Raw genomic sequence first — 24,982 nt, 5'->3', positions numbered from 1 at the left:
TAATATGAGCTTGGTCGAAAAAACAATTAAGATTTTGATTGTCGAAGACGAACTGTTAATTGCTAAAAATTTATCCCCTAAATTAGAAAAATTGGGATATCAAATCGCCGATATCGTTTCTTCAGGAGCGGATGCCATCCAGCGCGCCCGCGAACTAAGACCCGATTTAATTTTAATGGACATAGTTATCAAAGGCGACATTGACGGCATAGAAACAGCAGCAATAATTAATCAAGAATTAGATATACCCATTATCTATACAACTGCCTATGCTGACGACGAAACTTTGGAGCGAGCAGAAAATACTGGTTCTTACGGCTACCTGCTCAAACCTTTTAAAGAAAGAGAAATGCACGCCACTATCAAGATAGCGCTGAGCAAACATCAAGAAGCAGTTATCCTGAAAAAAATAATGGCATTAGCAGCAGAAAAAAGCGAAAATAGATCGCGCTTTATTTCGATGGCTTACCACGACTTAAATACTCCTTTAACTACGATACAGTTATCGGCTGAAATGCTAGAAGATAGCGACTTGCAGAAAAACCCCGGAACGAAGAATAAAAATGTTGACCGCATTAAAAAAGCAGTCAGTAATATGAGTGGGTTGCTGGAAGATATTTTAATGCTTAGCAAAGCAGAATCAGGCAAAATTTCCTTAAATTTAAATCCGATTAATGCGACGGATTTATGCAATTCTATTTTAGAAGAACTGCAACCTATCGTCACCGACAAACACCTAGTACATTTCCGCAGTCACACAAATCCGCTGCACGCCAATCTCGATGCCAAACTACTGCACCACCTTCTGACTAATTTGCTTTCAAACGCCATTAAATATTCTCCAAACGGTGGCAATGTCAGTTTAGAATTAAGCTGCGAAAGCCAGCAAATAATTTTGTGCGTTCGAGATGAGGGGATTGGGATGACACCGGAATATCAAGGGAAATTATTTCAGCAGTTTGAACGGGGTGCTAATGTAGGCAAGATTAAAGGATCGGGTTTGGGACTCTGCATTGTCAAACACATAGTTGACCTGCACGGCGGTACAATAAGTGTGGAAAGTGCGATCGGCAAAGGTACTACATTTATTGTCGCGCTGCCTTTGTTAGTCAGTAGTTAGTAGTCAGTAGTCATTAGTCATTAGTCATTAGTCATCTATCCTTCTTCCTTCTTCCTTCTTCCTTCTTCCTTCTTCCTGACATCCGTTACATCCGTTACAGAATCCGTTGCCGAACTTCCTTCTTCGATAAATCGACTGGGAGATAAAAGCTCGATCGCCCTATCTTCTTCTCCCCCCGCCACCTTCGCAAATCGTTCAGCCAAAGCAGGTACAATAGTCAAAGGATTGCTGAGACCCGAAAAAACGTGCAATCCAGGGCGATCGGCAATCGGCCCCACTACAGGCAAATTATCAGCGCTGAATGCCACACTACACTCGTGCCAAGTTGCAGGTAAACCTGCCAAATCAGCCAAAATCTTGCCGATTCCTGCACGAATTGCCGTTTCGCTGGTTTCGCGATCGACTGTAGCATTCAAATCGCTCAAAGTGCGAGACAATTGCCCGATCCGCAAACTCCCATCATTAAATTGAATTGCACCCGAATCTAAAATCGGCGACAGCAACTCTTTACCCGGTTCATCCCACAGAAAAGCCACCTCAATTCTACTCGATTCAGCTTCCAATTCAAAACGTTTTAATACCGCCGGCATCACTAAAGTCCTGAGTTTCAAATCCACAGGTGCAGTTTCCAAAATCTCTGTGCGAGTAAAATAAACTCCCACAGAAACACCAGCGGCTTTCAGCAAACTCCTACTCCAACCTCCAGCACAAATAACCGTATTTTCACACGCATAACTTTCGTATACCGTCTTGACTCCCGAAATCCGATTTCCCTCTTCTATAAACCCAATTACTTCAGCAAATTCTATAGTGCCTCCCAACCGCAGAAACCCTTGACAATAAGCTTTATTTGTTGCGGTTGGCGAAATGTGACCGTGACGCACAGTCAGAGCTCCGGCGATCGCACTTTTATTCAACAAAGGTTCCAACTCGCCAGCTTCTGCAACACTCAAAAGCTGCGGAACGATCGCAAAATGCGCGTAATTAGCCGCCACTTTTTCGGCATCATTACCCGCATCAATTGTCAGCAACAAATCCAACTCGCGAAACTCAGTATCACCATCTAATTCCGCCGATAAATTGCGGTGGCGTTCGATACCTTCCCGACACAATTGGCGAGTTAAATCAGTCGTTGCCGACCAATAAGCCAAGCCGCCATAACTAAAACGAGTAGCATTTTGCATGGTAGCATCTCGTTCCAAAAGCAGCACAGCAAAACCTTTTTTTGCCAGTTCGTAACTCAGTGCCGCACCCGTAATGCCACCGCCGACAACAATCCAATCGTAACTTTTCATGGGCAACTCAAAGGGAAGGAAAATATCATGCTTAGATTTTAGCTTAGGTTTTTTCGGAACCAATCGAAAAACCTCTACCTACAGGAAGAGGCTGCCTGCGATCGGCATAACTGAAACTTCCACCCCTCGGGAGATGTTCGCGTAGGCATATTTTTCGTTCAATAGTAGGAATTAGAGCCAGAACCAGCAAAAAATTAGAAACACCAGAGAGGTTTTATGAGTATCGACAAACCGAACGAGAAAAAAGATATTAACCGCAGTACCAATCCGGGCGATCGCATTTCCGACGAACCGCAAACCATTGAAGAAAAAGCGCAGCAACTGGCGGTAGACCACGTACCCGACATCACGGGAGATACAGTTACAGTTCCAACTTATGTGATTGTCGAAGAACCGGATGGGGAAAAGAAAGCTTTGCACCACGTCAAAGACGCCGACGAAATTTCTGACGTAGTTCGGCAGGCCCGCGTTGACGAAAATGGCGAACGGGTTTGGGATTAAGTTCAATCCAATAAAAACGGCTTAGTTGTACAAAAGTTATCTGTAGGAATCATGGAAACAAATCCCAGAAATAGTACGCCCTATCCCAATATTCCGCCGATTCTCGAAAGTCACGATACAGAGTATCGCGACGCGGGCATAACGAGTTCAGTTGCAATTGCAGGCCATCCGCTCCACCCCGCGATCGTACTGTTTCCGATCGCCTTTTTAGTAGGAGCCGCCGGCACAGACATCGGTTACTGGCTGACAAGCGATCCGTTTTGGGCGAGAGCTTCGGTTTGGCTGATCGGTGTCGGTTTTGCTGCGGGGATTTTGGCCGCAATCACCGGCTTTTTAGAGTTTTTCAAAGTTAAAAGAGTGCGCGAGCGCAGTGCCGGTTGGTTGCACATGGGCGGCAATGTGGCGGTTATGGTACTTTCCCTGATTAACCTGCTGTTGCGACAAGGAAATCCGGCTGAGCCGATCTTATATACAGGTTTAGCAATATCGATCGTCGTGGCAACCTTGCTGGGCATTACAGGCTGGTACGGCGGCGAACTAAGTTTTCGCCACAAAATCGGCGTCATCGGCCCTACCAGTCATAATTCCTAGGTTTCTGACCATTTGTAGTAGGGACTTGGGTCCCTCTTCATTTGACACTTAAGGGCTAAAGTCTTGACTACAAACTTAAAGATTTTCCCAGCCAATTGAGATAAGCATCACTGCCAGCGATAATAGGAATAGCAATAATTTCGGGAACTTCATAGGAATGGAGTTCCTGAACTTTTGTTTTTAAAGCCTCAAATTTAGCCAAATCAGTTTTAATCAGCAACTGCCACTCTGACTCGGCATGAATCTCGCCTTGCCAAGTATAAATAGAGCGAATTGGCGACAAACTCACACAAGCAGCCAGCTTGTGTTCAACTAGAGTTTTAGCAATATTTTCCGCCTCCGCCTCCGATGCTGCAGTTACCAGCACCACCCCAAAATTAATTGTCATAGTCAACAGTGAACACTCAACAGTCAACAGTCAATCGATTTTAGATTTTAGATTTTAGATTTTAGATTTTAGAATTGAAGCAAGCGACCCCACGGATAAATTCGGGGGCAAGTTTCATCGGATACAGGTTTTTTATTTCTGGACGGATGAATCCGAGGGCTTGTATCCTGGATGCTTTCGGTCAACAGTCAACAGTCATCAGTCAACAATCAACCGTTAATTTCCGTAACTTCCCAAGAATTGACTCTGCCAGCCCCAGCTAAAGAAAAATAGCGCCTAGTAGATTCCGGCAAAATAGCTCCCGCCAACAAAGCATTATCTAAATTAGCTCCTATTAACGTCGCCTCGCTCAAATCTGCTGCCATCAAATCTGCTTGACACAACTTTGCCCAATTCAGATTTGCCCCTCTCAAACAACTCCCCCTCAACTTAGCCCCGGTTAAGTTTGCACCCGCCAACTTCACCCCACGCAACTGAGCCGCGCTGAAATTCGCCCCCGCCAAATTCGAGCCTTCCAAATTAGCTCCCATCAGTTTAGCTTCACTCACGTTGACGCCGCTCAAATCTGCACCGCAGAGATTCACCCCTGTCAACTGCGCTCGTCGCAGACTGACTCCGGTTAATTGAGCTCCAAAAAGTTTTGCACTATTGAGCTTTGCACCGTAAAGGTTTGCCCACTTAAAATTAGCTCCAGTCAGATTCGCGCCCAGCAAGTTAACTAATTGCAAGTCGGCGCTGCACAAATTGGCATTCCACAACACAGCACCCCGCAGGTTTGCGCCCGTTAAAGTTGCGCCGCTTAACTTTACCCTGGGCAATTTTGCTTTTACCAAAAAAGCACCGCTGAGATTGGCTTTTGTCAAATCTGCACCTGAGAGTTGGGTTTCACCCATTTTGGCAAAAGTTAGATTTGCTCTGTGCAGCAGTGCACCTTTGAGTGTTGCTTTGGTGAGAAACGCCCTGCTGAGGTTCGCCCCGGAAAGATTAGCTCGCGAAAGGTTGACTCCGATTAAGATTGCTCCGCTGAGGTTTTTCCCGCTGAGGTCGGCTCCAGTAAAGTCTCTTTCTCCTTTTTCGTAATTGTTGAGCAGTTCACTAACTTCCATAGGGCATCATACCTTCTATGATTGGGGGGTTTCGATCCAGAAATCTTTACTGTTAAGGTTGTTTCAGAAAGGAAACTGTTTCAGAAAGCAAACTGTTTTAGCGTTTGCCTCAAACGGTATAAATTTCATTAACATCACTTTCTGTTTAAAGGCAATCTCTTAATAAAGATTTTATATCTTCCACGCGGTAGCGATCCCGCTTTCGGTATTTTTGAATTAAAAGTTAATGTTTCGTGACATAGATAGTCATTCTTTAACGATCGACCTTAATTCGCAACTTCAGGCGCAGCGTGCCCTTGAATCCTGCAGGAGGTTGCCAGGAACTTAAGGCCCTCTTGAGAGTTTCTACGGCATCTGTTGCTTGCAGCGTCGAGGTTTTAGTGTCGTTAGCGAAGCCCTCGAAGAGGATCGCCAATCGGGCAACGCGGCCGTCTTGTACCGATAACTCCCACACCGTTTCACCGCTAACCCCCGTCGGGAGATTAACAGATTGCAGGTATTGAGTCAAAGTGGCGATCGCCCCGGCATCCAACCCTTCGGCGCTAACTACTTGGAGGCGAGAAACCAAAGGCTTCGGGCGTTGCAACTCACCGTAACTTCGCGGCCGCGGCATAGCAGGAGCTGGACTCACCGGTGCCGAGTTGCGATTCGAGGTAACGCTGCGAGTGCCGCCTCTAGTTGGCTCTGCCCCCTCCGACTGGAAAATACCTTCATAGTTGACACCCTGCGGCAATTCCACAGGCACTTGCACCCTACGACGAGATCCATCAGGTTCGACTCGCACTTCTTCGCTCACAGCCACAAAAGCCGTGTATTCCGACAGCAAGCGATAAGTCAGAGCAGTATTAGTCACAGCTTCCACCAGAGATTTAGTCTCACCACCAAACATTTGATTCATTAAATCTTTAATGCGCGATCGCCCCCAAAGTTGAGCTACCGCCGGATTGCCAAAATCCGTAGCGGTTGCTGCGACTGAAGTAGACTCCCGCTGCCGCCCACCGGATTGAGCAAAATTAACAGGTAAAACTTGCTCGTAAGCTTTGCCACCTGCAAGAGTGCCACGGATGCGAAGTTGACCGTTAGCTCGATCGGTCTTTTTGCCAAACAAAACCAGCGGCTGACTCGCAAACAAATCTGGCGGTGCGATCGGATAAATCTCCGGTTTTTCCCCCAATCCTTCCCAACTAATTTGAATATTAGTCAATACCGGACGATTAATTTCCCGAAAAAACTTTTCTGCCGCTTCTGCTGACGGTTCATCTTGACGAATTACTTGAGACGTGCCTCTTCCCACTTCCGCCAAACGGTTAATCAAAAACCGATTCACCGAACCGCCGACACCAAAACTATAAAGTCGATTTCCCGGTTTCAGACTTTCCTGAACCCGCGCTAGCACTTCATTTTCATTACCAATGTAACCGTCAGTAATTAGTACAATACTCCGCAGCCTTCCCGTTGCCGCCGCCGGAAAATTCATCACTGCTTGAATGCCGTTAAGCAGTTCAGTGCCGCCGTTAGCCTGCAACTTGTCGATATAATTAATTGCGCTTTCTCGGTTGGCAGCCGTATTCGCTAAAGGAGTAGTTGAAAGTGCTTGCGTAGTGTTGGCAAAATCAATAATAGTAAAAGTATCGTTGGGATTCAGCCCTTGAATGAAGCGGCGCATCAACTCCTGAGATTTTGCCAGCGGTTCGCCCTGCTGAGAACCGGAAGTATCCATCAGAAACACGACATCTTTAGGTACAATTTCATTAGTTTTGTAGTTTAATGCCGGAATTAAATAAGTAGCAAAATGACCGCCCCGCTTGTCGGATTGAGTCAAAATAGTTGCGCGAGTATTTTCGCCAGCGACTCGATAGCGCAGAATTAAATCTTTATTGGGAATTGTGTCTGAATTGGCTAATTGGACTTGCACAATATTGCCGCTGGGGTCAGTTATAATTTGATGGGAAGTAGAGCGGACATCGCCGATCGCAACTCCGGCATCTATTTCTACTGAAACAGCGATATTGTGGCCCGATCGCGTTCCTGGAGGCAAAACAGGCGGGTTAATGCGATCGGCATCGGTCGAATTTCCCGAAATATAGCGAGGCCCTACCACCATTGGAAACACAAATTCGTAATCGCCGCCGGCAAATTTGAGACTTTCGGTGTAGCGAATAGTAACTTCAATTTTTTCTCCCGGTTTGATGTTCGCGAGAGACTGAGTAAAAATATTGTCGCGTTCTTGTTCCAACAAACCCGCAGTCCGGCCTTGCTGTCTGGCTTTTTGGTAAATTTCCAAAGCTTCCTCGCGGAGTTTGATATCAGCTTTGATAGTTCGTGAGCCTATTTTAATTTCCATATCATCCACCGCCGCTTCATCGGGCAAAGGAAATACATAAACAGCTTCTATAGATTCAGGAAAAGGATTTTCAAACTTCTGAACAACTTCGACGCGGGAGATATTGCCAGTTATTTTGGCTTTAACTTCAGTCTGCTTGAGAGGAAAGACTTGTTCTGAGGCCGTATTTTGAGTTTTGACGAACAAACCGCCGACTGGACAGCGAGTTTCGGGCGATCGTCCGCCATTGCAATTAACATCGTTACTAGCGAGGATTTTTGGCGACAGAGACGAATAATTTTCCCCAGGAGATTTTGCCCGCGCCGCATTTGGAGCGAGCCACGCACCACACTCGTTAGCGAAGCCCTCGAAGAGGATCGCAGCGAGCAATGCGATACCAGCAGAAAGCAACCGTTGGGGGGATATAACGCAGACAAACTTCATAGCTGTTTTTTTTAGCAGAGTTGAGGTGCTTTGTTTACCATGACTTTACCCTTCGCGAAACGTTCCTGAGTTAGCTTTTTGGGAAAAATGAAGGAACGGGCTGCCAAAACCAGTAGGTTGGGGTCGATCCTCTTCTGCAAGCTTCGCCAACGGGCGATCGGCCCCAACCTACAAGAGTTGTATGATAGTTAGATAAGTGAACTACTCACCGCTAACACGGAGTACCGAGCAAGTGCGGTACGTGCGGGAATTATTTAAATAGCTCTAACCTCAACCTCTCAAGCTCTAATAAATTGAAAATGCCATGAATTTTATCAACCCCAAAACCGATTTTGCATTTAAAAAAATCTTCGGCTCTGCTGAGAGTAAGGACATTTTGATTAGTTTCTTGAATGCCCTTCTCTACGAAGCACAGCCAGTTATCGAAGATTTAGAAATTATCGACCCCTATTTAGCTCCAAACATTAAAGGGATCAAAGATACTTACTTGGATGTTAAAGCCAAGATTACTGGTGACAAAACTGTGATTATTGAAATGCAGGTTTTGAATGTAGAATACTTTCAGCAGCGGGTTTTGTATAATGCAACTAAAACTTATTCAATGCAGCTAAGCACAGGAAGTGGCTACAGCAATTTAAACCCTGTGATTGCTCTGACAATTACAGATTTTAAAATGTTTGAGAACATGGAGACAGTGATTTCGCACTTTATCTTCAAAGAAAAGACATTTTTAGTAGATTATCTAGCGGATGAATTTGAGATGGTGTTTGTGGAGTTGCCAAAATTCAACAAGGGACTAGATGAATTAGAAACCTTGACAGATAAGTGGATATATTTCATGAAAACAGCTCAAGCTTTACAGTCTGTTCCGGAAGAATTGGGAAATGTACAGGAACTGAAACAGGCTTTTAATATTGCCAGTACAGCCAATCTAAATGCTCAGGAACTAGATGATTTAGATAAGCGAGAAATGTTCATTCAAGACCAGCGTGGCTCCATTAGTCTAGCTACCAAAATAGCCCTTGCAGAAGGTATCGAACAAGGTATCGAACAAGGCATCGAACAAGGTATCGAACAAGGTATCAAACAAGGAAAATTGCGATTAATTGTTCGTCTGTTAGAGCGCAGTCTCGGCGCGCTGTCTTCGGATACCGAAACCCGCATCGCTCAGTTATCCACTGAGCAATTAGAGAATTTAGGAGAGGCGCTATTAGACTTTACTACTTTGTCAGATTTGACAACTTGGTTGCAAGCACATAACAATCGTCAATAATTGGTCAAATGGGTGTAGGGGCAATCCCCCGTGGTTGCCCTTATGGATTACGTATGTCACATTTGAGTCTGACCTGACATTGAAACATCTAAAGTCGAAAATTCTATGAGCAAATTTGTGTTTGTGACCGGCGGCGTGGTTTCCAGCATCGGCAAGGGAATTGTCGCTGCTTCCTTGGGCCGCCTATTGAAGTCGCGGGACTATTCGGTCTCGATTTTGAAGCTAGACCCCTATATTAACGTTGACCCCGGCACTCTCAGCCCGTTTCAGCACGGAGAAGTCTTCGTGACGCAAGACGGTGCCGAAACTGACCTGGATTTGGGGCACTACGAGCGTTTTACCGATACTTCCATGTCTCGCCTCAACAGCGTCACCACGGGTTCCATTTATCAAGCGGTGATCAACAAAGAACGCCGCGGCGAGTATCAGGGGAGCACGGTGCAGGTGATTCCCCACATCACTAACGAAATTAAAGAGCGAATTCACCGAGTAGCAAAAAATACTAATCCCGATGTCGTGATTACGGAAATCGGCGGAACGGTGGGAGATATTGAATCTTTGCCATTTTTGGAGGCAATTCGCCAGTTTCGCAAGGATGTCGGGCGGCAAAATGTTTTGTATATGCACGTCACGCTGATACCTTGGATTCCTTCGGCTGGGGAGATGAAAACTAAACCGACTCAGCATTCGGTGAAGGAATTACGGTCGATCGGCATTCAACCAGATATTTTAGTCTGTCGGTGCGATCGCCCGCTGTCTTTGGGCATGAAACAGAAATTGTCTGAATTCTGCAACGTGCCCGAAGAATGTGTCATCACCGCTCAAGATGCTAAAAGTATCTACGAAGTGCCGCTGATGATGGAACAGGAAGGTTTAGCGGAACAAAGCATCAATTTGCTGCAACTCGAACCGCGGCAACCCGATTTGACTCAGTGGCAAACCTTAGTCAAGCGGCTTTACAGTCCCAACCACAAGATTGATATTGCTTTGGTGGGCAAATACGTGCGGTTGAACGATGCTTATCTTTCGGTGGTCGAAGCTTTGCGGCACGCAGCAATTGCGATCGGCTGCGACCTGAATTTGCACTGGATTAACTCAGAAGATTTAGAATCGGGAAACCTGGAAAATTATCTCAAAAATATCAACGGCATTCTTGTACCCGGGGGTTTTGGGATTCGGGGAGTTGACGGCAAAATAGCGGCGATCGAATATGCCAAACACCATAAAATACCCTTTTTGGGATTGTGTTTGGGGATGCAGTGTGCTGTGATTGAATGGGCGCGCCACATCGCCCAACTAAAGGATGCCAACAGCGCTGAATTTGACCCGGATACTGCAAATCCGGTAATTAATTTATTGCCAGAACAGCAAGATGTAGTCGATTTGGGCGGTACAATGCGACTGGGTTTGTATCCGTGTCGTGTCAACCCAGACACGCTAGCTTTCAAACTTTATCAGAAAGAAGTGATTTACGAGCGGCACCGCCATCGGTACGAATTTAACAACGCCTACCGCAATCTTTTCTTAGAATCAGGTTATGCAGTCTCCGGTACATCTCCAGACGGCCGATTGGTAGAAATGATCGAATTTCCTAACCATCCCTTTTTCATAGCCTGCCAATTTCACCCCGAATTCCAATCTCGACCTAGCGCCCCTCACCCATTGTTTCAAGGGTTTATCCAGGCCGCTAGCATCCAGGGAAAGCAGGATGTTTTAGAAGATGAGGGTCGCGACTTGGTGGCAGAGAAAGTTGCAGCAAACTGATCTCATATCATGTGCGATCGATTAGTTCTGATATATTAGATGTCTGTAGGGGCGGTTCAGAGTAGACAATATTCAAATCGCCCAGACAATGGACATTACAAAACCCACCCAACAGACCAATAGGATTTGATAGGGGTCGCACTTACCGGACTAGATATCGGGCAGTATTCTCAACGAGTGAAAAACCTTCCCCCCAACCCCTATGCTAGGGCTGGGGGGCTAGTACCACCAGGGAGAAGGCAGAAGGCAGAAGGTAAAAATGCTGATATTTTTACTTAACTTTTTACGGATTTCAAGGGTGATACCAGTTTCCAAAAAAAAATGTAACTTTAGGCAACTTCCCAACCCCGATAGTCATCTGTCATGCCCAATCTAAAATCTACAATCTAAAATCTAAAATGGTATGAGTTGTCAAACTATCCTAAAATACCAGGAAACACAGGTTTGAGGAGGCTTTGTGGCTTATTGGAGCAAAATTACTTATGAGAAAAGTACATACATAATTGACCTTGACACTATTAGTGCTTTTTCTAGCGAACTGGATAACAAGCGTCTCACCTTTTGGCTGCCTAATAGCAGTCAGCCGATTATCCTCAATCCCCAAGGCAATTATGAGGCTTACAAGCAAGTTCTCGATTACCTCAAAAAAACCATCGATCGCAATTCTAGAGGTTCGTGGATTAAACTTAATTATGACCGCAAAGAATTTGCGATCGATATGAGTCGAATTAGCTCTTTTGCTTGCGAACAGAACGGTCGCCTAAGCTTTTGCCTCCCTGACAGCGCAACTAATATTATTATCCTGCGCCAAAGCAACCCGGAAACTTATCAACAAATTCAGGAATACATAAAAAATACGACTGGACAATCTCTGCCATGAAGGAGTCATTAGTCATTAGTCATTAGTCTTTAGTCATTAGTTAGAAAGATTAACAATGAAGAATGAAGGAGACTATGTTTAGTAACTCCTCACATTCATTTTATTTTTTTTACCTAAAATGCTTAGGTTGCACCCTCATTTTAGATATGAAAAAAGCGCAGTAAAATGCGCTGAATTTTTAAATTTTAACTATTCAACAAGCTGCCAAGCTAATTTGGCCGCACCTACTATGCCTGCTTGATTGCCCAATTCAGCAACCAATAACTCCAAATCTGCGCGAGAAGTCGGCAACACCCGCCGCTCAATTTCTTCTCGAACCTGCGGCAAGAAAAATTCTGCACCTGCACTAATTCCACCGCCGATAATAATAGCTTCCGGGGTTAAAACATAAATGAGACTTGCCAAACCTATACCGAGATAACGACCGTAATTTCGCCAAAATTCTAAAGCTTTGGCATCTCCATACTTAGCTAAATTTGCTAATTGTAGCGGTTCTAAATCGGTTTGGCGGCGAATTGCTTGCACCGAAACGTACTGTTCTAAAGAACCGCGATTGCCACTTTTACACTCCGGGCCGTCGGGATTTATAGTAATCAATCCTAGTTCTCCGGCCGCGCCTTGATGACCTACAAATAGTTTGCCGTCTAGGATAACTGCGCCGCCGACTCCTGTACCTAAAGTTATTAAAATTAGGTCTTTAAAGTGCCTTCCTGCACCCAACCAAGCTTCTCCCAATCCGGCACAATTGGCATCATTTGCTAACATGGTCGGCAGTCCGGTTTTAGCTTCCACCCAGTCAGCTAGGGGGACGTTATGCCAGTCTTTGAGGTTAATGGCTACTCTGGCTATTCTGCCGGCGGCGTCTGCGGGGCCTGGAGTGCCGATGCCGATCGCACTTACAGCATTTTCGGCCGGATTCAGTTGTAAAATAGCATCCGTCATCGCTGCTAAAACTGCTTCTGGCGTTGCGGGTTGAGGGGTTGGGACAGTTAAGGATTGGTGACAAAGACCATTTTCGCTAAATCTGCCCAGTTTAATGGCGCTTCCGCCTAAGTCAATGCCGATTACTTGTGTCATTCGATTTGGGTTTGAGATGCAAGGATTTAGGATTAATCCTCATAGGATAAACATATTTTATGGTGCGGATTGTGCACCTTACCAATTAAGTTGGTAGTGAGGATTTAAATCCTCCCACTCCTATTTTAGTGTATAATAATTAGTGAGGAAAACTGGGCTTAATTCTTAATAGTATCATACCGATCGCAATCCCTAGCAAAAATTCTGGATACAAGCGAGTTCGCCTATTGAATTTCGCCTAACTTACGTTGCGCTACCTCTCGGTTGTGCAAAGCATCGTGATAGTCTGGTTGGAGAGCAATTGCCTGGGTATAAGATGCGATCGCTTCTTCAAATCGTCCTAAATTATACTGCTCATTACCTCGATCGCACCATGCCTCAGCCTCTACATTAACTTCCGATTCTGCCTCCGCACCCTCAGCGCCTGTGCGGTTCCCTTCCCCAGAAAAACCCAAACCATCCCCAACAAACACCGCCTCAATTACCCTCCCCTTTGTATCCTCCTCCTCAGCCTCCGGCAGCGGAAACCGTGTCAATATCTCCCGCCCAATTTGCCTCGCAACCTCTGAGAATTCCCCGCTGCCAATTCTACCTAACAATACCAGCCGCTGCGCTAATTCCTGAAGCGATGCCACCGCATCCGTAGCAGCGATCTCATCATGTTCACCCTCTAACAATCTTTGCTGAAACCGTCGCAGCCAAGCAGCCAATTCACCATCTTTAAGGCGTTTTGCGATTAAGAATCCTGCTACATCCCCGCGACTCCAGCCGGCATTCACCCCTTCCAGGATTTCCATGAATTTTGACTCGTATTCCGCGTCAGTTAATGTTGGGCGGATGGTGGTATTTTCTGAAGGCGGGGCGGGCTGGCTTGGGGTTCCGAATAGCCGCTGAATTAGTCGTTTGAAGAATTGCAGAATTTTGTTGAGCATTTGTGAGATTGCGAGGGTGGGGTATTTTCTATTTTATAGCAATTATCAAAAGTAGGATTACATATAGATTGTCGAAGATATCTGTAGGGACACGGCGCATTGCCGTGTCCGGGATTGCGACGCACAGCAAACAATCACATGAAGTAGAATTAATCTACTTTAAAAGCGGATAATACAGTTCTCCTGTTGAGTTGATATAACCGGCACGATCGCCCGCTAAATCACCCGTTCCCATAAATACGTCAACTCTCCCCGCGCCTTTGATTGCACCGCCCGTATCTTGATCCAAAACGTACCGATTCACGGCATTTTGTTCGAGTTGTCCCGCCGCATTCGGATAAGGGAGTTTTGTACTAATTAATGCTAGTGCACCGGGTGGCATTAAGGCTTTGTCGGTGGCGATCGACCTTTCGGCAGTTACTGGCACTCCAATGCTTCCTGTGGCTGGAGCTCCATTACTATCCCGGAAGAATACAAAGCTTTCATTTTTCGGCAAATACTTGTCCATATCTGCGGGAAAGTTGGTAAAATATTCCCTTAGTTTCGGCAAAGTTAACTCTTCTAAAGTAAACTTTCCGTCTTTAACTAATTCTCGTCCAACTCCTGTATAACTGTGACTGGTTTTGCCTGCAAAACCGACGGTCATCTCGCTACCATCTGTTAGCTGCAATCTCGCAGAACCTTGGACGTGCACGAGAAATGCTTGGAAGCGATCGCGCAACCAAACTAATTCTAACCCTCGCAGCAATCCTTTACTTGCCTGCAAAGCATCTTCGCCTTCTAATTGCACTCTTGTCGGGTGAGGTTTCGGCCAAGATGCCATGTTTGGCGGCATCCGATACAGAGGATAACGGTATTCGGAATTAGGCGTGCGAGATGCTGCGTAAGTCGGCTCGAAATAACCTGTAAATGCGACTGTTCCTTTGCCATCTTTGCCCGTGGATTTGTAAAATACAAATTCGCGCTTGACCGATTCCTGAAGTTGTGCAGGGGTTGTGGAACTGACAACTAATTGGCGGAATCGATCGAGGGAACGGCGGACTCGATCGCGCGTAACTCCTGCTACTGGATAGCGGCTGTAGGCAGTGGCGGCGGCCGATGTATTGAGATAGCGGAGGCTATTGTCGATCGACTTTAACAGCAATTCCCGATCGCCCGGTTTGCCATTTTCGCCCCAGATTTGAGCGTCAAAGGCGATCGACTCCAACTCACTCGCTTGTAATTGATTTACACTCATTGGTTGCAGAGATGGAACTGCAACGGCGGGCACCGAAAAAGCGATCGCCAAAACGCAACAGGCGATCGCTAATAGCTGATAGCGAAAAATCTTGCTCAATTTCCAATCTTCCCTACTCAATTGATTATTTTCCTTATTCATCGTATCGTTCGACGCTAGAAGTAAATATCGGTTCTACGCGAATTGCGAGAACGCTGGTAGGCCGAACTACCATGTATTCGCCTTGAATATTTTTAATCGGGACGTTAAGAAATTCTCTTGAATCTTGTTTCGGCACCAGCGTACTGCTGTACCACTTTTGAAAATCTTGCAGGGTTGCGAAACGCACTTCTTCGCGATGGCCACCATCAAGCAGCAGGTGCACAGAATATTCGCTGGGAGTTCTAGGCATAGGAGATGGAGAGAGTTGTTGGAGGACAATCTAAAATCTAAAATCTAAAATTGATGTGGTTGCCTTCAAGCAGCAGGTGCAAGGAATATTCGCACTTGTGTTCTAGGCATATCTGTATTTTAGTTTTTTGATTTTAAGCTTTTGGAACGATTCCATATTTTACCTCTTCCTCGGTGCATTCCCTCATCTAGTAGGTTGGGTCGAGGGAGAGTGGGAGAAGGGGAGAGACCGGAGAGGGGGAGACCGGAGAGGGGGAGAGGGGGAGAGTGGGAGAAGGGGAGAGACCGGAGAGACCGGAGAGTTGTTGCAGGAAAATCTCAATCTAAAATCTAAAATCTAAAATCTAAAACCGATTGAGTTGTTGCAGGAAAACCCCAATCTAAAATCTAAAATCCAAAATCTTAAATCGATTGACGGCGGCCCCCATCTGCGGCTACGCTGTGAAATTAAGGCTGCTTTCCTCAAAGAGGAAGCAGCCCACGTCGCTCAAAAATCTAGTTGCACTGCCCAAAGCTGCTACCAACAGCAATGGACAGCTAACCGCCAAACTGAGTAAGCAGTATGGAGGCTAATGGAGAATTTTAACATTCTCTGTAGCCGCCCTGCTCTGTGTTAACGTGCGGGGCGGCTGGGTTTTTGGGTTTTCCTAGAAAACCAAAAACCAGGAGACCATATTATGTCACAGGAATTCGTACCTGACGATAACTTTTCCGCACGTCCAAATGACGACTCAGCAGTATCCGAACAGGAAGTCGTGCGGATCACGGTTGTCGGTTCCCGCGCCGCCGTGTTAGAAACCATCCACACTTTGTACCGACTAGGATTTGCCCAAGTCGGCGATTGGAGTCCGCCGCAGCGAGGTGCAAAGCCGGGACAAGTGATAAGCCTACTCATTCGCCGATCGCGCAAAGCCTAAAAATAGGATCAAATGCGGTAGGGACACTCCAAGATCCCTTCTTCGTGTCAACAATCGCCTGAAACCATTGATAAATCTCGCTTTTAGCTAAGTCTAGATCCCCCTAAATCCCCCTTAAGAAGGGGAGTAGGGGTTGACTTTGAGAATACTCTTGTCCCACCCCCTACTCCCCTTTTTAAGGGGGGCTAGGGGGGATCTAGATTTAATACTCAAACAACAGTCTGTGATTGGGTTAGACGTTAAGTTGGCATCAATGGGTTCTTGGAGTGTCTCTACAATGATTAATCGTGCGGAATACAGGGATTGTGTATTTTAGAACACGATTTGACCGCAACACTTAAAATAGTCTTGATTTACCGATCGACTGCACCCTTTTCTCATCAATATTTCTGGTTAGCTGGGGGTGTCTGTGGGCCGGAGTTGCGAGCTTCTGCTTCCAAAATGCTGAGAATGGTGCACAATTTCAAATTAACAACAAAACTTGCACTATTTTGAGTAAGCTTTGGGGGGAACAGCTTAGAAAGCCTGTTTCTAAGACTGATGCAAAATATCAAATTAATCCTCCACCTTGTCCAATTACTAATTACGAACCTATGCCCCGTCGTCAAGACTTAAAAAAGATTCTTCTTATTGGTTCCGGCCCAATTGTTATCGGTCAAGCGTGCGAATTTGACTATTCAGGGACACAAGCTTGCAAAGCTTTGCGAGAAGAAGGTTTTGAAGTAGTGTTGGTCAATTCCAACCCTGCAACGATTATGACCGATCCGGAAACTGCCGATCGCATTTACATCGAACCTCTAACACCTGCCATCCTCGAACAAATCATTGCTAAAGAAAGACCTCAAGCAATTTTACCAACAATGGGCGGTCAAACGGCGCTAAATTTAGCAGTTGCTGTCGCTAAAAATGGCGTTTTAGAAAAATACAACGTCGAGTTGATTGGTGCTAAGTTGCCAGCAATTGAAATGGCAGAAGATCGGCTATTATTTAAGGAAGCGATGGCGCGAATTGGTGTCGCCGTTTGCCCTTCTGGAATTGCCAACACTCTCGACGAAGCCAAAGCAATTGGTCACCAAATCGGCAGTTATCCGTTAATTATTCGTCCTGCTTTTACAATGGGCGGCACGGGAGGCGGCATTTCTTACAATCAAGAAGAATTTGAAGAAATGGCACAAGGCGGGATTGATGCCAGTCCAGTATCGCAAATTTTAATCGAACAATCTTTGATTGGTTGGAAAGAGTACGAACTGGAAGTAATGCGAGATTTGGCAGATAATGTGGTGATTATTTGTTCGATCGAGAATCTCGACCCGATGGGCGTCCACACCGGTGATTCTATCACCGTCGCCCCGGCGCAAACTCTCACAGACAAAGAATATCAGCGCCTGCGAGATGCTTCGGTGAAAATTATTCGCGAAATCGGAGTTGAAACCGGCGGTTCCAACATTCAATTTGCCGTCAATCCTGTCAACGGAGATTTCATCGTTATTGAAATGAACCCTCGGGTTTCCCGTTCCTCCGCCTTGGCCTCGAAAGCAACTGGTTTCCCTATTGCAAAAATGGCGGCAAAATTAGCGGTAGGTTACAGCCTCGACGAAATTTCCAACGATATTACCAAGAAAACTCCGGCGTCTTTTGAACCGACAATTGACTACGTGGTGACGAAGATTCCCCGATTTGCCTTTGAAAAGTTCCCCGGTTCCGAACCGACTCTAACAACGCAAATGAAGTCTGTTGGGGAGGTAATGGCGATCGGGCGCAGCTTCAACGAATCCTTCCAAAAAGCCCTGCGGGGATTGGAAACAGGCCGCGCAGGTTTCGGGTGCGACAAACCGGAAAAATTGCCGAGTTTGGAACAAATTCGCGCCGGATTGCGGACGCCAAATCCCGATCGCATTTTTACAGTTCGCCACGCGATGATGATGGGAATGTCGGTGGAAGATATCTTCGAGTTCACAGGAATCGATCCTTGGTTTTTGGATAAAATGCAGGAATTGCTGGAAACTGAGAAGTTCTTGAAACGAACGCGGTTGGAAGAGTTGACAAAAGAGACAATGTTTGAAGTAAAGCAGTTGGGTTTTAGCGATCGCCAAATTGCTTATGCCACCAAAACATCGGAAGATCAAGTCCGCGCTTACCGCAAACAGTTAGGCGTAATTCCGATTTACAAAACAGTCGATACCTGTGCCGCTGAATTTGAAGCGTTTACACCCTATTATTATTCCACCTACGAAGCGGGAGCGGCAATTTGGGAAGTGGGCGATGAAGAAAAGAAAGTTTCGTCTGTAGGCCACAGTCTCGCGCCGGAGTCGGAAGTTTTGCCTTCTACCAAACGAAAAGTGATGATTTTAGGTGGCGGGCCGAACCGGATCGGACAGGGAATTGAGTTTGATTACTGCTGCTGTCACGCTTCCTATTCCCTAGGAGAAGATGGCTTTGAGACAATTATGGTCAACTCGAACCCGGAAACAGTTTCGACGGATTATGATACGAGCGATCGCCTGTATTTTGAACCGCTAACAAAAGAAGATGTTCTCAACATCATCGAAGCCGAAAATCCCGAAGGAATAATTATTCAGTTTGGCGGACAAACCCCACTGAAATTAGCGCTTCCTTTACAAAAAGCTCTGGAAAATCACCCCGATGTACAAACAAAAATCTGGGGAACTTCGCCGGATTCCATTGATACTGCTGAAGACAGGGAGCGATTTGAAAAGATTCTTCGGGAGTTGGATATTCAGCAAGCTGCTAACGGTTTGGCTCGTAGTTTTGAGGATGCTTTAATAGTAGCTCAACGGATTGGTTATCCGGTAGTGGTGCGACCGAGTTACGTATTAGGCGGGCGAGCAATGGAAATTGTTTATTCCGATGCTGAATTGGAACGTTACATGACCTATGCCGTGCTGGTAGAACCCGATCATCCGATTTTAATTGATAAGTTTTTGGAGAATGCGATCGAGGTGGATGTCGATGCGATCGCCGATGTTACTGGCAATGTGACGATCGGCGGTATTATGGAACACATCGAGGAAGCGGGAATCCACTCCGGCGACTCTGCTTGTTCTATCCCTTACCAAACGCTTTCTGATGCAGCTTTGGTAACAATCCGCCGCTGGACTGTAGAATTAGCAAAATCCCTGAAAGTAATCGGGTTGATGAATATTCAATTTGCTGTTCAAGGGGAAGAAGTTTTCATTTTGGAAGCTAACCCGCGCGCTTCTAGAACAGTGCCTTTTGTCTCCAAGGCGATCGGAGTTCCCTTAGCAAAAATGGCCTCGCGAGTCATGTCTGGCAAAACTCTAGAAGCTTTAGGTTTTACTGAAGAGATTATACCCACTCATGTTTCGGTAAAAGAAGCAGTATTGCCCTTTGCGAAGTTTCCGGGAACTGATACCTTGTTAGGGCCAGAAATGCGATCGACCGGTGAAGTCATGGGAATTGACACCGATTTTGGCAAAGCCTTTGCCAAAGCTCAACTCGGCGCTGGACAAATGATGCCGCTGTTTGGAACTGTGCTGGTTTCGATGCGCGATCGCGACAAACTAGCGGTTGTACCCGTTGTCAAGGAATTCTTAGAATTGGGTTTCAGAGTAGTCGCAACCCACGGGACACGCAAAGTTTTGCAAGAGCAAGGTTTAGAGGTAGATTTGGAATTGAAACTGCACGAAGGGCGGCCGAATTTGTTGGATTCGATCAAGAATGAGAAAATTCAACTAATTATCACCACACCTTCCGGGGAAGAATCCCGCGCCGACGGCATCTTTATCCGCCGCACAGCTTTGACTTACAAAATCCCGATTATTACCACAATAGCCGGTGCCAAAGCGACAGCAGCGGGAATTCGATCGCTCAAATCCTACCCAATGGAAGTAAAAGCAATTCAAGACTATTACCCGCAAACCTAGAGGGCGAAACACCCTATGTTTAGGGTGTGCAGCGCGGACTATTAGTGTCAAATGAAGCTTTTAGTCCGCCAGTCCTCGCGTTCACCCGGCAGTCCGCCAGGGAATGAATTCCCTGTCTTATAGCGAAAGTCCTCTCGAAGAGGACTGAAGAACTCATTAGTCCTCATAGCGAGGACTTTCGCTTTGAGGCTCTTGTTTCAACAAGAGCCGGATTGAGGGTTTAACGCTAAGTTGACACCAATGACCGCGCACCTTACCCTAAACATAAGGTGCGCGCCACCAAAACCTAATCTGCATCGGAATCTAAAACTCCGCTAGACAGCATCAACCTCGGCCAAACTAACAAGAAAAAACCCATCCAAGCTAATAAAGGAATCGCGACTAAAACAGTTATCCAAACAGTTTTTAATAAAAACCAACTACCGCTAATCAGGCTCGTGCCTGTCAAAAGAATCGACCAAGGTTGACACCACCAAGGTTTGTAACTCCAAGGACTAATAGCTTTTTGATTGGAAAGTTTTTTATCAGAAATAGATTTCATATTTTTAGTGATTGTTTATGGAAAATAGTCTGGCTACCTGGATTAGCAGAAGTTAAACATTCATCACCTCTTCTGCTGTCAGCGTTAATTCGGGGAAAGTCCGCGACACAATTAGTTCGCTGCCTTTAAACGCGCTTCTTTGATAGTTGCCATCTGCATCCACAAGGTGGACAAATACAGTTGGAACTTTGGGATTGCCCAGAAATTCCCTGCTGCCAATTGCTAAATAATCGACAATCCAATACTCAGGAACTCCGAGGCGCCGATATTCGTCCAATTTGTCTATATAATCGTCCTCCCAATTTGTTGATGTTACTTCCACTGCCAGTTGAATTGGTTCCCGCAATGCAGCATAAGCAGAACGGTTCGATCGCCACGAATCGCGATCGATTACGCTGACATCCGGTCTTCGCCCTTGTTCGATGCCGGCTTTACTTACAGTTCTGATAACGGCTGTAGTGTGGATTACATAATTCAAATTTAGTCGCCGGATTTCATCATTGAAGCCAAATAACATGAAATTAGCAACATCACCATAATTTCTTGTGGCATTCCTCTCTACAATTTCTCCATTTACCAGTTCATAGAGTCCATCTTCGGGACATTCTACAAGGAATTGGTCAAAGGTTAATTTTTGCATGACTGTTGCAATCATAAGATTTATCCTTATTTTGCAGTAATACTATTAGTCTATATTACCACAGGCAGGAAGGAATTTGTTTTTTTGACCGCAGACATCCAATTCTAAAATCTAAAATCTACAATTAAAAATCTCAAATCGATTCAGGTAAATGGTAAAATACGATCGCCCTAGCAATTTGCACTTAAATTTGTTACTAACTTGATACAGTAAAGTAACAAACCTAGAAATCGAGCCACTCCCAGGTCAACCCCGAACCATGAGACTAGACGAAGCCGTAGAATTTGCCGAAAACCCAGAGCCGCGCTGTCCCTGCGTCCTCCTGCTGGACACCTCCGGCTCCATGCAAGGCGCACCCATAGATGCCTTGAATGAGGGGCTGGAAATCTTTAGGAATGACCTAATTAAAGACGAACTAGCTAAAAAGCGAGTCGAAGTCGCGATTATTTCATTTGACAATCATATCAAAGTCGTACAAGACTTCGTGACCGCCGACCAGTTCGAGACGCCACTGCTGACAGCTCAAGGACAAACCCACATGGGCGCAGGCATTCAGCTAGCATTAGATACCATTGCAGCCCGCAAATCCGACTACCGCAACAACGGCATTACCTACTACCGCCCGTGGGTATTTATGATTACTGACGGTGAACCTCAAGGTGAATCCGACGATGTTGTGGAAATAGCAGCACAGCGGATTAAAGAGGAAGAAACTAACAAGCGCGTCGCATTTTTTGCAGTCGGAGTGGAAGGTGCTAATATCCCTCGTCTCGCGCAAATTGTGGAGCGCACGCCTGTAAAATTGAGAGGATTAGACTTTAGAGAGATGTTCATCTGGCTGTCGGCTAGTATGCAGAGAGTTTCTCACTCAAAAATTGATGAACAAGTAGCACTGCCGCCACCCGGATGGGGAACTGTTTAGTTATTAGTCATTGGTCATTAGTCATTGGTCATTGGTCATTAGTCATTAGTCATTGGTCATTAGTAAGAGTGCCGTGTCCCTACGGCACTGTCGTGTCCCTATAATGGCTAGTACCTACGAACCCAGAAAAGTGCTGTAATTAGGGATAAATAAACCCGTCCAGACTTTGCATAGTTGTGAATTTACGAAGTTTTGAGTTAAAGAGTTATTAATGCAGAATTCATCCTTTAATTGGCAAGTTGTAGGGGCGTCAGTGATAGGTACGAGCCACGAAAAACGATCGCAGCCTTGTCAAGATGCCCACTGCTGGCGTCTATTGCCAAACGGTGTTTTAGCGGCAGCGGTTGCCGATGGTGCGGGCTCGGCAGCACTCGCGGAAGTTGGGGCAAAAATTGCTGTGGAAGCGGTTGTCGAAACGATTTGCCAGCAACAGGAAAGGCTACCTGAAAATGACGACGAATGGCAGGTATTCTTGACAGCATCACTGCAAGTTGCGCGGGCACAGGTGGAAGCAGAAGCGGCAGCGCGGGCAGTGGCGCCGAGAGATTTAGCCTGCACTTTAATTGCTGTTGTTGCTACGCCGGAATTAATCGCAGTTGCTCAAATCGGGGACGGTGCGGCGGTAGCAGGTGATAGTGCAGGAAATGCGATCGCCCTGACTGTACCTCCCTGCGGCGAATACATCAACGAAACTATCTTTTTGATTTCGCCGAATGCGATAGAAACAGCACAATTTCAGGTACTGCGGGAAAAACTGCAGCACTTAGCCGTGTTTTCCGACGGCTTGCAAATGCTAGCGCTCAAAATCCCGGAAGGGACGCCGCACAAGCCGTTTTTTGCGCCTTTGTTTCGGTTTTCTGGCGAGTGGAAAGAAGAGGAAGATGCGAAACAGCAGTTAGAGTCATTTTTGCGATCGCCCCGCGTTTCCGAACGCACCGATGATGACTTAACATTATTGTTAGCAAGTTTTTCGAGCAATGTTTAATCTGTTTAAATCCACTGATAAAGTGTGGTTACACAATAATGATAGATCAACCAATTAGTGCAATATACTTGTTACGAGAAACCTTTGCTAAGATGGGAGCTATATACGCTCCTCTGTTGATAATCAACTCTCCCAGTTTGATAATTCTGCTGCTGAATAATTTGGGTTTGGGTTCGGCAGCTATTCCTTTGAATATTATCTACTTGTTCGTGCTAATTCCCTTCTTATCGGGAGCTATGATTTTCTACAGTTACCGAAGTTTGACAGGAAATCAAGTAACTGTGAGTGAGGCTTTTAATCAAGCAAACAGGAGATTGCTGCAACTCATCTTGGCTTATTTTATTCCTATGGTTCTTATTTTAGCAGGGATGATAGGGATTAGGTTGTTCCATTTGTTTTTGCCAGGCTTGATTCTACTCCTAATAGTAATTTTCGGATGTTATATATTATATCGTTTAATGTTTTCATCTTACGTTACGGTCATTAATAACTCTTCAGTACAGGATAGTCTTAACAGCAGTTGGAAATTAACTCAAGGGCGCTGGTGGTTGTTATTTCGCGCCAACTTTCTGATATCTATTGTGGCTCTTGTGCCAGCCATCTTGATTTTGGGACTAATCGGTTCAAGATTGGGGAATTCGCTAGCATCTCAGATGGTGAGTAACCTACTGGGATTCTTAGTCGGGCCGTTGATGACTGTTTATATGGTTTTATTGTACAAGGAGCTGCGGGAATCGGCAGCAACTATTGAATAGGCATCTACTCAAATAAAGTCAAGGGCTGGCAGGATACTTACCCACAACAATTTTGGGAGATGTGTAATGAGCGGTGAAAATTTGGTGCGGTTCTATAATAAAATCGAGGTGTCAACAATTCTGCTTTAGTTTGTACAGTAGGTCGTCGTTTGCAAGCACAAGAGATTAAGGATAAGCTCAACTCCCTAATTAGCGCAGCAGATCCAATAGATCCGAGTTTGGCGAGAAGATTGGATGAAATCAATCGCTGGGTGAAAGATGTTAAACCCGGTTCGCTAACGGCTAAAAAATTTGTGATGGCTTTTTTGCTGCAGCTTATCCGAGATTCTCAGGTTTGGCTGGCTATTCAATCTATACCTTCGGAAATAGAAAAAAAAGCCGCTTTTGAGTTAATGACTCCGGGGGAGAGGTATTGGTACAGCTATCTATTTCCTAAATGGCTGAGCGAAAACGATCGCAAATTTTACATCTGGAAACAAAAACTGAAAGCCGGTAAATTTGATCCGGCTGACGATCTCGTCATTCGTGCGATCGCAGCCCGAATTGTCGATCGCCAAGGCACTGTTTTGTATCGATATGTTGCCGATCTTTCTATGGCAACCGATTCCATCGTTAGCAACCGCCAACAGCAGCCCCTCTGCATTCAAGTCACTACTCTTTCGGATGAATTCTCTGAACTAAAATATCAAAATTGGCAACAAACTCTTCAAGATTGGGGGATTGACAGAGGATTATTTTTAAGTTATGATAAAAACGATGCAAATTTCCTGAACCAGTTAGTTAATATAGCATTATATAATAGTGATAATTTGCCCGCAGGTCGTTACCTCAAGTTCCCGTAAATCAAGCATATCTGCTGCTGAGAATAGTTCGACTGCTCCAAACTCTGTGAAAAAAAAAATTTTTGACTAACTCACATATTGCACAATTTTCGACAATGCCAAAAACCTAACCCCCAGCCTGCTTCTGGAAAAGGTAAAACAGACCAAGATTTTC

The 24,982-nt window shown here is 45.5% G+C and carries 23 protein-coding genes; 13 read left to right on the top strand and 10 right to left on the bottom strand.

Going from position 1 to position 24,982, the window contains the following annotated elements; translation table 11 throughout:
• The first annotated feature begins 4 nt into the window (after nt 1-4).
• Nucleotides 5-1,120 (top strand): ATP-binding protein, encoded by a 1,116-nt coding sequence (locus tag QUB44_RS00865; RefSeq protein ID WP_333361929.1) that lies wholly within the window; start codon nt 5-7, stop codon nt 1,118-1,120.
• Between the two features lie 35 nt (nt 1,121-1,155).
• Here QUB44_RS00865 and QUB44_RS00860 read toward each other — a convergent pair whose 3' ends face one another.
• On the bottom strand, nt 1,156-2,415 hold the full coding sequence (locus tag QUB44_RS00860) for an FAD-binding oxidoreductase (protein ID WP_333361926.1): 1,260 nt from the start codon (nt 2,413-2,415) through the stop codon (nt 1,156-1,158).
• Nucleotides 2,416-2,631: 216 nt separating this feature from the next.
• Here QUB44_RS00860 and QUB44_RS00855 point away from each other — a divergent pair, with 216 nt between their 5' ends.
• Together QUB44_RS00855 and QUB44_RS00850 are read left to right on the top strand one after the other, a co-directional pair.
• Entirely contained in the window at nt 2,632-2,916 is a 285-nt protein-coding gene (locus QUB44_RS00855; RefSeq protein WP_333361923.1) for a hypothetical protein, read from the top strand.
• 51 nt (nt 2,917-2,967) lie between these two features.
• On the top strand, nt 2,968-3,507 hold the full coding sequence (locus QUB44_RS00850; protein WP_333361920.1) for a DUF2231 domain-containing protein: 540 nt from the start codon (nt 2,968-2,970) through the stop codon (nt 3,505-3,507).
• Between the two features lie 67 nt (nt 3,508-3,574).
• On the opposite strand, the gene cutA is transcribed toward QUB44_RS00850, so the two are convergent.
• The 3 genes from cutA to QUB44_RS00835 all read right to left on the bottom strand — a co-directional run bounded on the left by cutA (nt 3,575) and on the right by QUB44_RS00835 (nt 7,768).
• Complete coding sequence (gene cutA, locus QUB44_RS00845; RefSeq protein WP_333361917.1) at nt 3,575-3,895, bottom strand: divalent-cation tolerance protein CutA; 321 nt, start codon at nt 3,893-3,895, stop codon at nt 3,575-3,577.
• A 209-nt stretch (nt 3,896-4,104) separates the two neighbouring features.
• Nucleotides 4,105-5,001, bottom strand: coding sequence for a pentapeptide repeat-containing protein (locus QUB44_RS00840; protein WP_333361915.1), 897 nt, complete (start codon nt 4,999-5,001; stop codon nt 4,105-4,107).
• A gap of 253 nt (nt 5,002-5,254) precedes the next feature.
• Nucleotides 5,255-7,768: a VIT domain-containing protein gene (locus QUB44_RS00835; RefSeq protein ID WP_333361912.1), complete on the bottom strand. Its 2,514-nt coding sequence runs from the start codon at nt 7,766-7,768 to the stop codon at nt 5,255-5,257.
• A gap of 304 nt (nt 7,769-8,072) precedes the next feature.
• On the opposite strand from QUB44_RS00835, the gene QUB44_RS00830 reads away from it, so the two are divergent.
• From QUB44_RS00830 to QUB44_RS00820, 3 genes are all read left to right on the top strand, one after another.
• A complete protein-coding gene (locus tag QUB44_RS00830; RefSeq protein ID WP_333361909.1) occupies nt 8,073-9,041 on the top strand; it encodes an Rpn family recombination-promoting nuclease/putative transposase in 969 nt (322 codons plus the stop codon).
• 105 nt (nt 9,042-9,146) lie between these two features.
• Nucleotides 9,147-10,805, top strand: a complete 1,659-nt coding sequence (locus QUB44_RS00825; protein WP_333361906.1) for a CTP synthase — start codon at nt 9,147-9,149, stop codon at nt 10,803-10,805.
• A 457-nt stretch (nt 10,806-11,262) separates the two neighbouring features.
• Complete coding sequence (locus tag QUB44_RS00820; protein ID WP_333361903.1) at nt 11,263-11,685, top strand: hypothetical protein; 423 nt, start codon at nt 11,263-11,265, stop codon at nt 11,683-11,685.
• 189 nt (nt 11,686-11,874) lie between these two features.
• Here the strand turns inward: QUB44_RS00820 and QUB44_RS00815 are convergent, their stop codons facing one another.
• The 4 genes from QUB44_RS00815 to QUB44_RS00800 form a co-directional block, all read right to left on the bottom strand.
• Entirely contained in the window at nt 11,875-12,762 is an 888-nt protein-coding gene (locus tag QUB44_RS00815) for an ROK family protein (protein WP_333361900.1), read from the bottom strand.
• 224 nt (nt 12,763-12,986) lie between these two features.
• The gene (locus QUB44_RS00810) at nt 12,987-13,694 is read right to left on the bottom strand and encodes a tetratricopeptide repeat protein (protein ID WP_333159493.1); all 708 of its coding nucleotides are present in this window, start codon (nt 13,692-13,694) and stop codon (nt 12,987-12,989) included.
• A 154-nt stretch (nt 13,695-13,848) separates the two neighbouring features.
• Complete coding sequence (locus QUB44_RS00805) at nt 13,849-15,072, bottom strand: murein transglycosylase A (protein WP_333361897.1); 1,224 nt, start codon at nt 15,070-15,072, stop codon at nt 13,849-13,851.
• Nucleotides 15,065-15,322, bottom strand: coding sequence for a hypothetical protein (locus tag QUB44_RS00800; protein ID WP_333070949.1), 258 nt, complete (start codon nt 15,320-15,322; stop codon nt 15,065-15,067). Before QUB44_RS00800 ends, QUB44_RS00805 begins: the two co-directional genes overlap by 8 nt.
• Before the next feature lie 358 nt (nt 15,323-15,680).
• Between QUB44_RS00800 and QUB44_RS00795 the strand changes: the two genes are divergently transcribed.
• The 3 genes from QUB44_RS00795 to carB all read left to right on the top strand — a co-directional run bounded on the left by QUB44_RS00795 (nt 15,681) and on the right by carB (nt 20,143).
• Nucleotides 15,681-15,878, top strand: a complete 198-nt coding sequence (locus QUB44_RS00795; RefSeq protein ID WP_333159489.1) for a hypothetical protein — start codon at nt 15,681-15,683, stop codon at nt 15,876-15,878.
• Between the two features lie 120 nt (nt 15,879-15,998).
• Nucleotides 15,999-16,238, top strand: coding sequence for a hypothetical protein (locus tag QUB44_RS00790; protein ID WP_333159487.1), 240 nt, complete (start codon nt 15,999-16,001; stop codon nt 16,236-16,238).
• Nucleotides 16,239-16,831: 593 nt separating this feature from the next.
• Complete coding sequence (carB, locus tag QUB44_RS00785) at nt 16,832-20,143, top strand: carbamoyl-phosphate synthase large subunit (RefSeq protein ID WP_333362185.1); 3,312 nt, start codon at nt 16,832-16,834, stop codon at nt 20,141-20,143.
• A gap of 286 nt (nt 20,144-20,429) precedes the next feature.
• Here the strand turns inward: carB and QUB44_RS00780 are convergent, their stop codons facing one another.
• Nucleotides 20,430-20,684 carry a DUF6737 family protein gene (locus QUB44_RS00780; RefSeq protein ID WP_333046688.1) on the bottom strand — a complete coding sequence of 85 codons (255 nt, stop codon included), beginning with the start codon at nt 20,682-20,684 and terminating at the stop codon, nt 20,430-20,432.
• Between the two features lie 52 nt (nt 20,685-20,736).
• On the bottom strand, nt 20,737-21,339 hold the full coding sequence (locus tag QUB44_RS00775) for a Uma2 family endonuclease (RefSeq protein WP_333361894.1): 603 nt from the start codon (nt 21,337-21,339) through the stop codon (nt 20,737-20,739).
• Between the two features lie 244 nt (nt 21,340-21,583).
• On the opposite strand from QUB44_RS00775, the gene QUB44_RS00770 reads away from it, so the two are divergent.
• The 4 genes from QUB44_RS00770 to QUB44_RS00755 all read left to right on the top strand — a co-directional run bounded on the left by QUB44_RS00770 (nt 21,584) and on the right by QUB44_RS00755 (nt 24,828).
• A complete protein-coding gene (locus QUB44_RS00770) occupies nt 21,584-22,246 on the top strand; it encodes a VWA domain-containing protein (protein ID WP_333159483.1) in 663 nt (220 codons plus the stop codon).
• A gap of 211 nt (nt 22,247-22,457) precedes the next feature.
• On the top strand, nt 22,458-23,231 hold the full coding sequence (locus QUB44_RS00765; protein ID WP_333361891.1) for a PP2C family serine/threonine-protein phosphatase: 774 nt from the start codon (nt 22,458-22,460) through the stop codon (nt 23,229-23,231).
• A gap of 38 nt (nt 23,232-23,269) precedes the next feature.
• Nucleotides 23,270-23,986: a hypothetical protein gene (locus tag QUB44_RS00760; RefSeq protein WP_333159479.1), complete on the top strand. Its 717-nt coding sequence runs from the start codon at nt 23,270-23,272 to the stop codon at nt 23,984-23,986.
• 149 nt (nt 23,987-24,135) lie between these two features.
• A complete protein-coding gene (locus QUB44_RS00755; RefSeq protein WP_333159477.1) occupies nt 24,136-24,828 on the top strand; it encodes a hypothetical protein in 693 nt (230 codons plus the stop codon).
• The last annotated feature ends 154 nt before the right edge of the window (nt 24,829-24,982 follow it).

Source organism: Microcoleus sp. AT3-D2 (assembly GCF_036705715.1).
Classification (GTDB): Bacteria; Cyanobacteriota; Cyanobacteriia; order Cyanobacteriales; family Microcoleaceae; genus Microcoleus.
This window is presented reverse-complemented; position numbering and strand designations above follow the sequence as displayed.

Bases quoted from the DNA above. Each gene is read 5' to 3' on its own strand.
- QUB44_RS00865 (WP_333361929.1), top strand. From the start codon at position 5: ATGAGCTTGGTCGAAAAAACAATTAAGATTTTGATTGTCGAAGACGAA.
- QUB44_RS00860 (WP_333361926.1), bottom strand. From the start codon at position 2,415: ATGAAAAGTTACGATTGGATTGTTGTCGGCGGTGGCATTACGGGTGCG.
- QUB44_RS00855 (WP_333361923.1), top strand. From the start codon at position 2,632: ATGAGTATCGACAAACCGAACGAGAAAAAAGATATTAACCGCAGTACC.
- QUB44_RS00850 (WP_333361920.1), top strand. From the start codon at position 2,968: ATGGAAACAAATCCCAGAAATAGTACGCCCTATCCCAATATTCCGCCG.
- cutA (WP_333361917.1), bottom strand. From the start codon at position 3,895: ATGACAATTAATTTTGGGGTGGTGCTGGTAACTGCAGCATCGGAGGCG.
- QUB44_RS00840 (WP_333361915.1), bottom strand. From the start codon at position 5,001: ATGGAAGTTAGTGAACTGCTCAACAATTACGAAAAAGGAGAAAGAGAC.
- QUB44_RS00835 (WP_333361912.1), bottom strand. From the start codon at position 7,768: ATGAAGTTTGTCTGCGTTATATCCCCCCAACGGTTGCTTTCTGCTGGT.
- QUB44_RS00830 (WP_333361909.1), top strand. From the start codon at position 8,073: ATGAATTTTATCAACCCCAAAACCGATTTTGCATTTAAAAAAATCTTC.
- QUB44_RS00825 (WP_333361906.1), top strand. From the start codon at position 9,147: ATGAGCAAATTTGTGTTTGTGACCGGCGGCGTGGTTTCCAGCATCGGC.
- QUB44_RS00815 (WP_333361900.1), bottom strand. From the start codon at position 12,762: ATGACACAAGTAATCGGCATTGACTTAGGCGGAAGCGCCATTAAACTG.
- QUB44_RS00810 (WP_333159493.1), bottom strand. From the start codon at position 13,694: ATGCTCAACAAAATTCTGCAATTCTTCAAACGACTAATTCAGCGGCTA.
- QUB44_RS00805 (WP_333361897.1), bottom strand. From the start codon at position 15,072: ATGAATAAGGAAAATAATCAATTGAGTAGGGAAGATTGGAAATTGAGC.
- QUB44_RS00800 (WP_333070949.1), bottom strand. From the start codon at position 15,322: ATGCCTAGAACTCCCAGCGAATATTCTGTGCACCTGCTGCTTGATGGT.
- QUB44_RS00790 (WP_333159487.1), top strand. From the start codon at position 15,999: ATGTCACAGGAATTCGTACCTGACGATAACTTTTCCGCACGTCCAAAT.
- carB (WP_333362185.1), top strand. From the start codon at position 16,832: ATGCCCCGTCGTCAAGACTTAAAAAAGATTCTTCTTATTGGTTCCGGC.
- QUB44_RS00780 (WP_333046688.1), bottom strand. From the start codon at position 20,684: ATGAAATCTATTTCTGATAAAAAACTTTCCAATCAAAAAGCTATTAGT.
- QUB44_RS00775 (WP_333361894.1), bottom strand. From the start codon at position 21,339: ATGATTGCAACAGTCATGCAAAAATTAACCTTTGACCAATTCCTTGTA.
- QUB44_RS00770 (WP_333159483.1), top strand. From the start codon at position 21,584: ATGAGACTAGACGAAGCCGTAGAATTTGCCGAAAACCCAGAGCCGCGC.
- QUB44_RS00765 (WP_333361891.1), top strand. From the start codon at position 22,458: ATGCAGAATTCATCCTTTAATTGGCAAGTTGTAGGGGCGTCAGTGATA.
- QUB44_RS00760 (WP_333159479.1), top strand. From the start codon at position 23,270: ATGATAGATCAACCAATTAGTGCAATATACTTGTTACGAGAAACCTTT.